Raw genomic sequence first — 12,938 nt, forward strand, 5'->3', positions numbered from 1 at the left:
TGGCGCTGCCGTCAGCCTGCAAACGCCATCGGGTTAAAACTCGCGTGCTGGATTAGTCGTCGCGCTGCTTATACATCACCGTGGTGCCGCCCAGTTCGCCCTCCGTGGACCGGGCATAGCCGGGGATCTGCCCGGCGACCTGCCAGCCCAGCTGATGGTAAAGCGATTCGGCAATATCGCCGCTGCGCGTATCCAGCACCAGCAGACGGCGTCCGGCCTGCCATGCCCGCGCTTCGGCACGGCACATCAGCTGGCGGGCGATGCCGCGTCGACGCGCGTCCGGGTGAACCAACAGCTTAATAATTTCACCGCGATGCGCCCCGTTCGCCGGCATGGCCAGCACCAGCATCACCGTTGCCACAATCCTTCCCGCAATGCGCGCCACCAGCAGCTGCTTATCGCCACGGGCCAGAGCGATCGCCGCATCCTGCCAGAAATGGTGCAGCGCATCAGGATCGCGATGGATAAAGCCGATACTGGCACCCTCTGCAATACAGCCATCCAGTACCGTACAAAGTGCAGGAAGTTCCGCCTGTGCCTGCTGCGCCGTTAGCCATTGATATTCTATCATGGGCGTGCCACCACCAGCGCGTAGTGCGCCCCCGCGGCCTCCGTCGCATGAAAAGAGGTACGGCCAAACAGATGGAAGCGCAGGCAGTCCCCCTGCTCCAGCCGCCACTGACGATCGTCCATAGCGAACTCCAGCACGCCGCCAAGCATCCAGATATGCTGCTCCAGACCGGCCAGCGGCGGTATGTCGTAATCGATGCGCGCGCCGGCATCAAGCCGTGCTTCCACCAGTTCCGCATGAAACGCCGCCGCGGTGGGAGAAACGCTGCGCCGCTGATAGCCGTTTTGTGCATCGCGCCACAGGCTCTGACTTTCAGGGCGCAAAAGCTGGATGCCATCCCGCTCAACGTCACTGAGCAAGCGTGACATGGTTAAACCATAGGCATTGCACAGACGGTTGAGCAGAGTGGCCGTTGGGCTGCTCTCCGCCCGCTCAATGCGCGATAGCGAGGCGCGGCTTATGCCGGTCAGTTCTGCCAGCGTCTCCAGCGACCAGCTTTTTTCCCTACGCAGGTCGCAGAGCCGTTGGGCGAGCCGCTTTTCTGTTGCGTTGACATCCATCTTTTCATCTCATTTAAGGGAAATAATCTCTTATATAAGATATAACCGCATTTGCCCGTCTCACCAAGTTGTACACAAAGAAATAGTTTGTACAACAAAGCAGAATTGAGTAGTTTGGTGGCAGGTCTGACGGTAAGTAAGAGGTAAATCATGACCCTGTACAGTATCGGCGACGTCGCGGAACGTTGCGGCATCAATCCGGTTACACTGCGCGCCTGGCAGCGACGTTACGGGCTGCTGAAACCCCAGCGCACCGAGGGTGGCCACCGCCAGTTCGACGATGAAGATATCCAACGCATAGAAGAAATAAAACGCTGGATAGAGAGCGGCGTGTCGGTTGGCAAGGTTAAGGCCCTGCTGGAAGGCGGTAATGTGAGCCAGGATGACGGTCTGGTCGCGCTTCAGGAAGACATTCTTAGCGTAGTTCGCCTGGCGCGCCCGGCTAAGCTGCGGGCAAAAATCGCGTCTTGCGGTAAAGAAGTTCCGGTTGATACCTTAATTGACCACGTTTTAATCCCCATCCGCCAGCGCCTGGGTCTTGACCAAAATACGGCGCGCACCCTGTGCAGTTTTCTCGACGGCGCGTTAATTGACTACATCGCCTTCTGTCTGACCGGCGCACGCAAAAAGGCCGGGAAAGATGCGCTGCTAATGGGCTGGGGAATAACCGACCGCACGCGCCTGTGGCTGGAAGCCTGGCGGCTGTCGCAGCAGGGCTGGCGCATCGATCTGCTGGCCGAACCGCTGGAATCACTGCGCCCAGAGCTTTTCCCAGGTCAACATATTTTTGTCTACAGCGGTAAAACGCTGACCATGCGTCAACAGGAACAGCTGACCCACTGGCAGGAGCAGGGACTCTCCATCACCTCGCACGGTATCTAAAGGAGCCACCCATGCCGCAGCAGCCCGCACTGAAACAACTGATGGCGTTTTATCAACAGCTTGATACCAGCCGCCTGCCGATGTTGGCAGAAATCTATCATCCACAAATTCGCCTGTGCGATCCGGTTGGCGAACATCAGGGGCTGGCGGTGGTGGAAGGTTATTTTGCCGCACTGCTGAAAAATATGCGCTATTGCCGTTTTGAGGTGACGTTAACCCGTGAATTCGACGCCGATGCCCTGCTGCTGTGGCGTATGGAGTATGCGCACCCGGCGCTTCAGGGCGGCGCGCATCAGACTCTTGAAGGCAGCAGCTACCTGCAATTGCGCGACGGTAAGGTGTTTTTCCAGCGTGATTACTACGACATGGGCGCGATGCTTTACGAAAAGCTGCCGCTGCTGGGCACGATAGTGCGTCGGGTTAAAAAGAGGCTACGGCCATGAAACGCGTTCTGATAACCGGAGCCAGTTCCGGTATTGGCCTGCAGCTGGTGCGCGATTACGCCGCTGACGGCTGGCATGTCACCGCCTGCGGGCGCAACCAGCAAAAGCTGGCGGGGCTGCACGCCGGGCAGGCGCATATCGATATCTGCACCTTTGATATCACCGACCTGGCGGCAACGCGAGCCGCGCTTTCCGGCCGCAGCGTCGACCTGGCGATCCTGTGCGCCGGCACCTGTGAATACCTCGATCACGGCATTGTTGATGCCGAGAAGGTTCACCGCGTGATGCTGACCAACTTTAGCGGCCCGATAAACTGTCTGGACATCCTGCTGCCGCAAATGCAGCCCGGCAGTCGCGTGGCGCTGGTGGGATCTGTCGCCAGCCTGGTTGCCCTGCCCCGCGCCGAGGCCTATGGGGCGTCAAAAGCGGCGCTGGCTTACTTCGCGCGCAGCCTGGCACAGGATGTCAAACGCCAGCAGATCGGCATCAGCCTGGTGCTGCCCGGCTTTGTCGACACCCCGCTTACCCAGCGTAATGACTTTGCCATGCCGATGATAGTCGATACGGTGCAGGCTTCGCGCTTTATCCGCCGTGGGCTGGCGAAAGGACAGGCTGAAATTGCCTTTCCCCGTCTGTTTGCCTTTATGCTGCGGCTGACATCCCGTTTGCCCCTTGCCCTTCAACGTCTGCTCACACAAAAAATAGCGAGGTGATCCGTGCGGGTTGCAATTATTGGTAGTGGAATTGCAGGTATGAGCTGCGCATGGAAGCTGGCTGCAAACACAGAGGTCGACCTGTATGAAGCGGCAGCCACTCCCGGCGGGCATACCGCCACGGTTGACGTCGAACTGGAGGGGGAAAGCTGGGCGATCGATACCGGGTTTATCGTTTATAACGATCGCACCTATCCACGCTTTCTGGCGCTGTTAGCCGAGCTGGGGCTGGAAAGCAGGCCGACCGAAATGAGCTTTTCAGTACAGAATCAGCGTACGGGGCTGGAATATAACGGCCACTCGCTCAGCAGCCTGTTTGCCCAACGTCGCAATCTGCTTAAGCCCTCTTTTTATCGCTTTCTGCTGGAAATTGTGCGCTTCAACCGCTGCGGTAAAACGTGGCTGGCGCAACCCCGGCAGCAGGGCGTGCTGGATGACTTTTTGCGTGAGAACGGATTCAGCGACTTCTTTGCCCAGCACTATATCCTGCCGATGGGATCCGCCATCTGGTCGACCTCGCTGGCGCAGATGCGCACCATGCCGCTGGCGCAGTTTCTCACCTTCTTTCACCATCACGGCCTGCTGGATCTCCGCCAGCGCCCGCAGTGGTTCGTGGTGCCCGGCGGCTCACGTCAGTATATCCGGCGTATGATGCAGCTGATGGGTGAAAAGATAAATCTGTGGCTGGCAACGCCGGTCACGCGGGTAACCCGCGATGCTGATGGCGTCACGCTGGAAAGCGCGCGCGGCATGCAGCGCTATGACCAGGTGATTTTCGCCTGTCACAGCGACCAGGCGCTGGCCCTGCTGAATGATGCCACCGCTGATGAGCGCACCATGCTCTCTGGCGTGCCCTATGCCGCGAATGAAGTGGTGCTGCATACCGATACCCGCATGCTACCTCAGGCACGCGCCGCCTGGGCCAGCTGGAACTACCATCTTGGCGACAGCGGTGCAGGCGATGAGCAGGCTGCGGCCAGCGTCACCTACAATATGAATATCCTGCAGGGCCTGAACGCCAGGCACACCTTCTGCGTCAGCCTGAATCCCACGCGGCCCATTGAGGCAGCTAAAGTGCTGCGCCGTTTCACCTACCATCATCCGCAGTTTGGTGCGGACTCGCCGGGAGCCCAGCAGCTGCGGCTGCGGATCAACGGCGACAACCGCAGCTGGTTCTGCGGTGCCTGGAGCTACAACGGTTTTCATGAGGACGGCATCCGCAGCGCGCTCGACGTGATTAGCGGCATGGAACAAAAGGGGCTGCTATGAACAGCGTGCTGTACAGCGGCCACGTCCGTCACCGCCGCTTCACGCCGGTGGATCACCGCTTTAGCTATAAAATTTTTATGCCGCTGATCGATCTTGATGAACTGTCGCAGCTCGGGGAAGCCGGTATCGGCAGCGGACGGCTGTGCGCCGCCAGCTTCTGTCGCGACGATTATCTGGGCGGCGGAGATATCAAGCAGCGTGCCCAGGCGCGTATTGCCGATCTGACCGGAGAGCAGCTGACCGGACGGGTGATGTTGCTCACCCAGCTGCGCTACTTCGGCTGCTCTTTTAACCCGGTTAATTTTTACTATCTCTACGATGATGCCGATACCCTGCGCTGGATGCTGGCGGAGGTGCGCAACACGCCGTGGAATGAGCGCCATACCTACGCGGTCAAACCGGATGGCAGTGAAACTACCGAGAAGGCGTTTCATGTTTCACCGTTTAATCCCCTGGAGATGATCTATCACTGGCGGCTCTCTCCACCCGGTAAGTCATTGCTGGTGCACATTGAGAATCACCGCACGGGTCGTGAGTTTGACGCCACTCTGCATCTTCGTCGCCAGCCGTTAACCCGGAAAAACCTGCGCCATTTCCTCTGGCGTTTTCCGCTGATCACCGCCCGCACCGCGCTGGCCATTTACTGGCAGGCCTGGAAACTCTGGCGCAAAGGCGCGCCGATTTATGCCCATCGCAAAGCAGAGAAATGACCGATGACTGACACAAATATTAGCCTGACGCGCCGTGACAAAACGGGCAAATGCTGCCCGGTCTCACGCCGTGCGGTCTTCTCCCTGCTACAGGCCGTGCAGGGGGCGGGGCTTACCCTGCACGATCCGCATTTGGGCCGGCAGTTCTTTGGTGATAGCGACGCGCCGCTACAGGCGGAAATGGTGGTGCACCATGCGCGCACCTACCGCAGAGCGCTGCTGGGCGGCACCATTGCCGCCGCCGAAAGTTTTATGGATGGCGACTGGGAAAGCCCGGACCTCACCGCCCTGCTGCTGCTGCTCGCCAGGAACATCCAGGTGGCGGATAAGCTGAGGTCGCGCCTGAGCTGGCTGACGGCACCGCTGAATCAGCTGGTCCACGTCCTGCGCAGCAACAACGTGCGCCAGGCGAAGCGTAACATTGCCGCGCATTATGACCTCGGCAACGATTTCTACGCCAGCTTCCTTGACCAGGCGATGCTCTATTCCAGCGCCTGGTTCCGCCAGCCGGAAATGACGCTGGAACAGGCGCAGCAGGCTAAAATGCGGCGGCTGTGCGACCAGCTGGCGCTTGGGCCACAGGATCATCTGCTGGAGATCGGCAGCGGCTGGGGGGCCATGGCCGAATATGCCGCGCGGGAATACGGCTGCCGGGTCACCACCACCACCATCTCACGCGAACAGTATGAATATAGCTGTGAACGTATTGCCGCCGCGGGGTTGACCGATCGGGTCACGGTATTGTGTGAAGATTATCGCCATCTTAGCGGGCAATACGACAAGATTGTTTCAATAGAGATGATTGAAGCGGTGGGTAAAGCCTATATTCCGCTGTTTATCCAGCGCTGCCAGCAGCTGCTGAAACCCGGCGGCCGCATGGCGTTGCAGGCGATCACCATCAGCGAAGAGCGCTTTTCCTCCTACGCCCGCGGCGTCGACTTTATTCAGCGCTATATCTTTCCCGGTGGCTTCCTGCCCTCCGTCAGTTTGTTAGACGATACGCTGAAAGCGGTCAGTGATTTCAGCGTTATCGACCGGTTTGAAATCGGTGAAGATTATGCCCAGACCCTGAAATGCTGGCGACAGCGCTTTGATCATGCCTGGCCGCAGCTGGCACAGGGGCGTTTTGACTCACGCTTTCGTCGTATGTGGCTTTTCTATCTCTGCTACTGTGAGGCGGGCTTTCGCGCCCACACTATCGGCACCGTGCAGCTCACGCTGCAACGGCATGAACCTCTGGTACTCTGACATTGACCTTCCGGCGTGCTGAAAGCGCCACTTTAGCTTAAATCTGGCGGGGGAAGGCGCTATACTGCGCCCCTCTTTGAAAAAACAGGTCACGATATGAACTGGCAAAAAATCGGTGTGATATTTATCTTTCTGCTGATGGCGATCGGCGGCATCGGCGGCGTGATGCTGACCGGGTACACCTTTATCGTACGTTCCTGAAGCGTCGTCAGGCGGCTTCCTGCCGCCGTCTTCCGCGCTCAATGTTACGATACATTTTACCCTTAAACGCCCTCATACCCGCTTGAGAAACAGATATAACCCATGCCTGGGCGCGCTTTCATGTCATATTCTTCCGCAATGAAGAAGACATAACTTAACACTCATCCATTTTTAGCTTGAATTTAACTCCGCTATAAGTGAACACATCTGATACAGATCACTAAATTTACCCACCCGAGGTAATCATATAATTAGTTATTATCGACAAGAGATATCCCGAAAAGAGAAATATAATAACAGACGGAAAAAATGCTTAGTTAAACTTCAGATATAACAACCTCTGCCTGCATTTCATTACGCTAAGAAAAAAATAATTTAAAAATAATAACCACCTGATACTCAGGAGTATTCAATTTTTCAACACCGACAGACATCACTATTATTTACCTGTTAAATGAAGTGACATAAACCAATAAAAGACAGGTTTCAATATTTCAAAAAAGAAAACCTACGCGTGCTCCCGACCAAAGGGATGGCTAAATTAACCCACCCGAATCTCTATTAACAGATTAAGCTGGCTGCGGCACCACAGTGTATTGCGCTTATTGCCATTTCTGGGGCTACGCAAAATATAGAATTAAAACTTCTGAATTCAATCCCGACAGAAAAAAAGGCTATTTCCGCTAAGCTGCACGTCCTGCATCCGCCCCAGCCAATACTGAATGAAAAGGTGCGCAACCACAGCGTAGTAAGAATGACGTTCACTTTTACCGGTTTGGATTACTATCGCAAAGGCGGCTTGCCTTTCACCAGCGGTTTGAGGAAGGTTTAATTAATGCAGATACGGTGCGGGTTAACGTCCTTAGTGAGTTGGCGCGCGGGCACAATATCACCCACGAGCGTTTCAGGATGATGAGACTTTCTATACCCGGATAGAAAGGCTGCTGGCCAACGTCCCCGTTTTCAAACATCCTCATTCGCTGCCCAATGCGCAGTTCCTGACGCAACGGAAGGATCATGTTACCGCTATCCTACGTGACAAAAATAGGCGTAATTGACGTTCGGCAGGAGCTTTAGCCAGGATCAGGCTTGAGCGCGATCCCGCCGCGTTTCGTAACCAGCTGAATAACATTGATCGGTCTTAACAGAGATCCTGCCACAGGCCCAAAGCGCCTCACTTTAATCACCGGTATTCACATGCAGTGGCCGTTTTCAGTCAACCAACGGCAGACTGCCGGGCAATGTACTGTGCGAACTCGGCCGGGATGCGCGCAAAGGTGTAGAGAAACCACGGAGTGAAGCGCTCCGGGTGAGCCTGAATTTCATGCTGAATATCTGCCAGCGAGCCGTAGCGCCAGTCGTCCGCTTCTTCAGGATTAACGGTCGGCAGCGCATCGCTGATGGCGAAATAGACGTGGCCGTACTCGTGTTCGGTAAGACCGTTACTGAGCGGCAGGTTGTAGCTAAGTTCAAACACCGGCTGCAACCTCAAATCAAGCCCCATCTCTTCACGCAGGCGGCGCTGCGCGGCATCGGCGGTCGACTCCTGCGGATAGGGGTGGCCGCAGGTGGTATTACTCCACAGCCCGCCACAGTGATATTTACCGCGCGCGCGCTGTTGCAGCAGCAGCTGATGCTGCGAGTTGAATACGTAAATGGTCACCGCCCGATGCAGTAAGCCCTTTTCATGAACCTCAAGTTTTTCCATCTTACCGGTGGGATGGTCGTGGCGATCGACCAGGATAACTTCAATAGCTGACATGCCGACTCCTTAACGCGAATGCCGGCTATTTTGACATAAGACAAGGCGTTCGATCTGCATATAATCGTGCGAAAAATATCGTTAACGTGCGAATTGAACACCGGCAGCAGGCACCCGCACGCGCGTCTGGATCGGGCTATCTCTTTATATTCCTGGCTCAACCACCGGCGGACGCGCGCGGAAGATATGCCCGCAATCATGCTGCAACAGCCGCGCTACCAGCTGCTGTCCGCCGTCAGTTTCGCGCTGGGCAAAATCCAGTTCCGGCGCGGTAACCGGTGCAGCCCATAGCAGATTGACGTTATCGCCGTGACGTTTGGCTACCGCGGGCTGCCCGCCGTCACCCGCTATGACGCCGGAGAGGACAAAGCCCGCGAAGCCTACCGGAGCGAGCGCTGACTCCAGCGTATGGCCTTCTCCCAACCAGCTAAGACGCGACCACGGCATATGGGCAAAGCCCGCCAGCGCGCTGGCCATTTGTACCGCGTTGTCTTCCGTCATCACCGCACCATCGATGGCGAGGCCCAGTTCACAACGGCGATACGCCGGGGCCAGATCCTGATAGAGAAAGTCAACCCGCGGCATCGGACGCACGGACATGCCCAGCGTCAGGAAATACCAGTTTCCCTGGTGGTAATGCTGCGAGATGGCCATCGGCGGCCAGCTGCCTTGGTCGATGGCGTAGTATTTCAGGGCGTTGCCGTATTGCGTCTGGTAACGCTGCAACATCTCCTGCTGTAAGGGCTCCCACGGCTGGCCATCCTGCCATTCACGCCAGAACTGGCGGTGCTGCTGCGCCGCCGCATAATATTCGTTGGTTGAGGCGGAGCCAAGCGGTGCGGTCAGACGGCCGGCTTTGATACAGCCCGCCGAAAAGCTAATCTGCTTGTCCTGATACAGACTCCAGCCGGGGATCACCGCCAGCAGCTGCCCCTGATACCACAGCGCGGCGCCGTCATCACTGGGCTCCCAGACGATGTGCAGCGCGGCGGGGTCGAGCATCGGCTCCGCCTCCAGCGTGCGGCAGTATTCTGCGCTGAGCAGCGGCGCGATGCCCTGCTGCATCGCTGCCACGTCTTCCTGCTGCGGCGCGGGCAGCAGGTTGCGTAACCAGCAGCCGCGTACGGCAAACTGCGTGCGCAACGCCTCAGACGGCCAGATATAGAAATAGGCCGTGCGTTCGTCCTGTTCGACGATGGCGATCAGCGTCTGCTGCTGATTGCTGACTTCGGCAATCTGATGGGGCCGTATCATAACGCCTCGACGATGGTGTGGCGTGAGCCGTGGTTACTGAACAATAAGCCAGCATGCCGCGTGGCGCTCCTCACGGCAAGGGTAATAGTCTCAAAAAAGCGGCGTGCGCTAACGCCCTACCCGCGTCATGGCGCGCTGAAAGGCACCGCGATGGATCGCCCAGCGCAGCAGCGCGGCGATGCCATGAATACGTACACGGATAACGCGTCGTTTCAATGGTGAAAAATGCAGGCCAAAAGCCTGCTGTGCCCAGCCGGGCAGCAGTTCGATACCGCCCGCCAACATCGCTTTCATCGCAGGACGCGCCTGCCAGGTCGGAGCGGGAGTATTTAATAACAGCGACAGCACCTCCTGCGTGCGCTCATCGCAGCGCAGCTGCGGCCGCATGCCCTGCAAATAAGCCTCTACGGCCGCCACGCTTTTGGGCACGTTTTCCGCGCCCAGCGCTTCTGCCACCCGCGCCGCCTCACGGTAGTATCTGTCCTGTTGCGCCAGGCAGAGGTGCGGATTTTTGTAGCGCAAATGTGCCGCAAGGAAGCGGCTGGTTTCCGCCACATGAACCCAGGTGAGCAGCTGCGGATCGCTGGCCGCATAGGGCTTGCCCTGCGCATCCTCGCCGTAAATATGTTGGTGAATGCCCTTAACACGGGCGATCAGAATATGCGCATCTTCCGTATTTCCGAAGGTAGTGACGGCAATAAACTGACTGGTACGCCGCAGTCTTCCCATCATATCGCTGCGAAAAGTGGAGTGATCCCAGACGCCGGCCAGCGCCAGCGGGTGCAGCATCTGTAGCAGCAGCGCGGAAATCCCACCGCACAGCATGGAAGAAAAGTCGCCGTGCACGCGCCAGATAACGCTGTCCGGGCCGTAAAGCCCGGGATCGCCCGGCGGCTGCGAGAGGTCAAACTCATTCAGCGACAGGCCGTTAATGCGGAAAACCTGCTGCTGAATTTTATTGCGTAAACCGGACATCAATGCCGCACCTTAAGTTCAGAGCGGGGCAGGCCCCTCCGCCGTTTACAGATAGTCAAATTCGGCATTCTCAGTGCGTACCGAGTCCAGCCCGATCATCACGCTGAATTTACCCGGCTCCGCCACCTGCTGCATTTTAGCATTCCAGAACTTCAGCGCGCTGGCGTCGATGGGGAAAGTGACGGTTTGCGATTCCCCGGCCTTCAGCATAATACGCTTAAAGCCTTTGAGCTCTTTCACCGGACGGCTGATGCTTGCCACCTCGTCGCGCAGATAAAGCTGTACCACCGTGGCCCCGTCGCGTTTGCCGCTGTTGGTCACCGTAATGCTGGCATTGACCGATCCGTTTCTCGTCATGGTGGCAGCCGACATCTTCACCGGCGAGAGCGTAAAGTGGGTGTAGCTCAGACCATAGCCGAACGGGAACAGCGGGCCGTTGGCCTCATCAAAATAATGCGAAGTGTATTTGTTAGGATGTTCGAAATCATAGGGCCGCCCGGTGTTCAGATGGTTGTAGTACATCGGGACCTGCCCCACCGAACGCGGGAAGGTCATCGGCAGCTTGCCGGAAGGGTTGTCATCACCGAACAGCACGTCGGCAATGGCGTTGCCGCCTTCGGTGCCGCTGTACCAGCTTTCCAATAGCGCATCAGACTGCTGCGTTTCCTCTACCAAAGTTAGCGCCCGCGCATTCATCAGCACCAGCACCAGAGGCTTACCGGTCGCTTTTAACGCCCGGATAAGCTGGCGCTGGCTGTCCGGCAGCGTCAGATCGGTGCGGCTGGAAGCCTCGTGCGCCATACCGCGCGCCTCACCCACCGCCAGAACCACCACGTCAGCTTTCTGTGCCGTTGCCACGGCCTCATCCCGCATCTGTTGCGGCGTGCGCACATCAACGGTGACCGCTTTTTCATACAGGTTAAGGAAGTCCTGAATGCCTTTGTTATCGGTGACGTTAGCCCCTTTGGCATACAGCAACGTGGCCTGACCCGCGGTGGCATTTTTCATTCCCTGAAGCAGCGTGACCGACTGGCCAGCGACCCCGGCCGCCGACCAGCTGCCCATAATATCAATCTGGCTGTCGGCCAGCGGGCCAATCAGCGCAAGGGTGCCGTTTTTCTTCAGCGGCAGCGTATCCTGACGATTTTTCAGCAGTACCAGCGTTTTGCGCGCCACATCGCGCGCTTCTGCCCGGTGCAGGCGGCTTTCCGCATTGGTATCGGCCGGATCGCTGCTGGCCGGGCCAAGATGGCTGTAAGGATCGTTAAACAGCCCCATATCGTATTTCACGTTCAGTACATGGCGGGTAGCGTCATCAATCTCAGCCATGCTGACCGCGCCGCTTTTCACCAGACCCGGCAGGTACTTGCTGTAGTACTCATCGCTCATACTCATATCGATGCCGGATTTAAGCGCAATACGCACCGCATCCTGCGGATCGCGCGCCACGCCGTGCTGGATCAGCTCTTTAATCGCGCCGTGATCGCTGATGGTAATGCCCTTGAATTTCCAGTCATCCCGCAGGATATCTTTGAGCAGCCAGCTATCGGCGCTGGCCGGAACGCCGTTCAGCGAATTCAGCGCCACCATCACGCCGCCGCTGCCCGCATCCAGCGCCGCCTTATACGGCGGCAGATAGTCCTGGAACAGGCGCTGGGGGCTCATATCAACGGTATTGTATTCACGCCCGCCTTCCACCGCGCCGTAGGCGGCAAAGTGTTTCACGCTGGTCATCACCGAATAGCGATCCGCCGGACTGTTGCCCTGCATCGCCTTGACCAGCACGCGCCCCATTTCACCGGTCAGCCAGGTGTCTTCGCCAAAACCTTCCGAGCCCCTACCCCAGCGCGGTTCACGTGTCACATCCACCATCGGTGCCCAGGTCATATTGAGGCCGTCATCGGCCGCTTCATAAGCCGCAATACGGCCCACCTCAGCCACCGCCTCCAGATCCCAACTGGCGGCCAGCGCCAGCGGGATTGGGAACTGGGTGCGCTGCCCGTGGATCACATCATAGGCAAAAAACAGCGGGATCTTAAGGCGGCTAAGCTGCATCACCTGATCCTGCATCTGACGAATATCCTGCCGGGTCACGGTATTGAAAATCGCCCCTACCTGCCCCTGTTGGATCATGTCACGAATGGCGGATTTAGGATTTTCCGGCCCCACGGTGATAAGGCGCAGCTGGCCAATCTTTTCATCAAGGGTCATTTTTTTCAGCAGTCCGCTGACGAAAGCGTCACGCGCCTGCGGAGTTTGCTGATGAGGGCCGATGATATCATCGGCAAACGCTGGCTGAAGCGCCAGAGTGACGGCAAGGCTGACAGAACAAATCCAATTCATCAGATGA

The 12,938-nt window shown here is 57.6% G+C and carries 13 protein-coding genes; 7 read left to right on the plus strand and 6 right to left on the minus strand.

The features are described from left to right. Window positions 1–52: 52 nt before the first annotated feature. Both ETA_RS12265 and ETA_RS12270 read right to left on the minus strand, forming a co-directional pair. Entirely contained in the window at window positions 53–571 is a 519-nt protein-coding gene (locus ETA_RS12265; protein WP_012441944.1) for a GNAT family N-acetyltransferase, read from the minus strand. After that, the gene (locus ETA_RS12270) at window positions 568–1,131 is read right to left on the minus strand and encodes a helix-turn-helix domain-containing protein (RefSeq protein ID WP_012441945.1); all 564 of its coding nucleotides are present in this window, start codon (window positions 1,129–1,131) and stop codon (window positions 568–570) included. Before ETA_RS12270 ends, ETA_RS12265 begins: the two co-directional genes overlap by 4 nt. Window positions 1,132–1,281: 150 nt before the next feature. On the opposite strand from ETA_RS12270, the gene ETA_RS12275 reads away from it, so the two are divergent. The 7 genes from ETA_RS12275 to ETA_RS19315 all read left to right on the plus strand — a co-directional run bounded on the left by ETA_RS12275 (window position 1,282) and on the right by ETA_RS19315 (window position 6,597). Continuing rightward, the gene (locus ETA_RS12275; protein WP_012441946.1) at window positions 1,282–2,013 is read left to right on the plus strand and encodes a MerR family transcriptional regulator; all 732 of its coding nucleotides are present in this window, start codon (window positions 1,282–1,284) and stop codon (window positions 2,011–2,013) included. Between the two features lie 11 nt (window positions 2,014–2,024). Beyond that, window positions 2,025–2,456 carry a nuclear transport factor 2 family protein gene (locus ETA_RS12280; RefSeq protein ID WP_012441947.1) on the plus strand — a complete coding sequence of 144 codons (432 nt, stop codon included), beginning with the start codon at window positions 2,025–2,027 and terminating at the stop codon, window positions 2,454–2,456. Further along, the gene (locus ETA_RS12285; protein WP_012441948.1) at window positions 2,453–3,169 is read left to right on the plus strand and encodes an SDR family NAD(P)-dependent oxidoreductase; all 717 of its coding nucleotides are present in this window, start codon (window positions 2,453–2,455) and stop codon (window positions 3,167–3,169) included. The genes ETA_RS12280 and ETA_RS12285 overlap by 4 nt, the downstream gene beginning before the upstream one ends. A 3-nt stretch (window positions 3,170–3,172) precedes the next feature. Then, entirely contained in the window at window positions 3,173–4,438 is a 1,266-nt protein-coding gene (locus tag ETA_RS12290; RefSeq protein WP_012441949.1) for an NAD(P)/FAD-dependent oxidoreductase, read from the plus strand. Continuing rightward, window positions 4,435–5,148 carry a DUF1365 domain-containing protein gene (locus ETA_RS12295; protein WP_012441950.1) on the plus strand — a complete coding sequence of 238 codons (714 nt, stop codon included), beginning with the start codon at window positions 4,435–4,437 and terminating at the stop codon, window positions 5,146–5,148. The genes ETA_RS12290 and ETA_RS12295 overlap by 4 nt, the downstream gene beginning before the upstream one ends. A gap of 3 nt (window positions 5,149–5,151) precedes the next feature. After that, a complete protein-coding gene (locus tag ETA_RS12300) occupies window positions 5,152–6,396 on the plus strand; it encodes an SAM-dependent methyltransferase (protein WP_012441951.1) in 1,245 nt (414 codons plus the stop codon). Window positions 6,397–6,492: 96 nt separating this feature from the next. Next, window positions 6,493–6,597 (plus strand): protein YohO, encoded by a 105-nt coding sequence (locus ETA_RS19315; protein WP_012441952.1) that lies wholly within the window; start codon window positions 6,493–6,495, stop codon window positions 6,595–6,597. Between the two features lie 1,216 nt (window positions 6,598–7,813). Here the strand turns inward: ETA_RS19315 and idi are convergent. From idi to bglX, 4 genes are all read right to left on the minus strand, one after another. Next, window positions 7,814–8,359, minus strand: a complete 546-nt coding sequence (gene idi, locus ETA_RS12310) for an isopentenyl-diphosphate Delta-isomerase (RefSeq protein WP_012441954.1) — start codon at window positions 8,357–8,359, stop codon at window positions 7,814–7,816. 144 nt (window positions 8,360–8,503) lie between these two features. Continuing rightward, window positions 8,504–9,613, minus strand: coding sequence for a suppressor of fused domain protein (locus ETA_RS12315; protein ID WP_012441955.1), 1,110 nt, complete (start codon window positions 9,611–9,613; stop codon window positions 8,504–8,506). A gap of 108 nt (window positions 9,614–9,721) precedes the next feature. Next, the gene (locus tag ETA_RS12320; protein WP_012441956.1) at window positions 9,722–10,588 is read right to left on the minus strand and encodes an oxygenase MpaB family protein; all 867 of its coding nucleotides are present in this window, start codon (window positions 10,586–10,588) and stop codon (window positions 9,722–9,724) included. A gap of 45 nt (window positions 10,589–10,633) precedes the next feature. After that, window positions 10,634–12,931, minus strand: a complete 2,298-nt coding sequence (gene bglX, locus ETA_RS12325) for a beta-glucosidase BglX (protein WP_012441957.1) — start codon at window positions 12,929–12,931, stop codon at window positions 10,634–10,636. Window positions 12,932–12,938 lie beyond the last annotated feature (7 nt).

The organism is Erwinia tasmaniensis Et1/99 (assembly GCF_000026185.1).
Taxonomy (GTDB): domain Bacteria; phylum Pseudomonadota; class Gammaproteobacteria; order Enterobacterales; family Enterobacteriaceae; genus Erwinia; species Erwinia tasmaniensis.

Excerpts from the sequence above, each read along its gene's own strand:
- ETA_RS12265 (WP_012441944.1), bottom strand. The coding sequence starts at position 571 with ATGATAGAATATCAATGGCTAACGGCGCAGCAGGCACAGGCGGAACTT.
- ETA_RS12270 (WP_012441945.1), bottom strand. The coding sequence starts at position 1,131 with ATGGATGTCAACGCAACAGAAAAGCGGCTCGCCCAACGGCTCTGCGAC.
- ETA_RS12275 (WP_012441946.1), top strand. The coding sequence starts at position 1,282 with ATGACCCTGTACAGTATCGGCGACGTCGCGGAACGTTGCGGCATCAAT.
- ETA_RS12280 (WP_012441947.1), top strand. The coding sequence starts at position 2,025 with ATGCCGCAGCAGCCCGCACTGAAACAACTGATGGCGTTTTATCAACAG.
- ETA_RS12285 (WP_012441948.1), top strand. The coding sequence starts at position 2,453 with ATGAAACGCGTTCTGATAACCGGAGCCAGTTCCGGTATTGGCCTGCAG.
- ETA_RS12295 (WP_012441950.1), top strand. The coding sequence starts at position 4,435 with ATGAACAGCGTGCTGTACAGCGGCCACGTCCGTCACCGCCGCTTCACG.
- ETA_RS12300 (WP_012441951.1), top strand. The coding sequence starts at position 5,152 with ATGACTGACACAAATATTAGCCTGACGCGCCGTGACAAAACGGGCAAA.
- ETA_RS19315 (WP_012441952.1), top strand. The coding sequence starts at position 6,493 with ATGAACTGGCAAAAAATCGGTGTGATATTTATCTTTCTGCTGATGGCG.
- idi (WP_012441954.1), bottom strand. The coding sequence starts at position 8,359 with ATGTCAGCTATTGAAGTTATCCTGGTCGATCGCCACGACCATCCCACC.
- ETA_RS12315 (WP_012441955.1), bottom strand. The coding sequence starts at position 9,613 with ATGATACGGCCCCATCAGATTGCCGAAGTCAGCAATCAGCAGCAGACG.
- ETA_RS12320 (WP_012441956.1), bottom strand. The coding sequence starts at position 10,588 with ATGTCCGGTTTACGCAATAAAATTCAGCAGCAGGTTTTCCGCATTAAC.
- bglX (WP_012441957.1), bottom strand. The coding sequence starts at position 12,931 with ATGAATTGGATTTGTTCTGTCAGCCTTGCCGTCACTCTGGCGCTTCAG.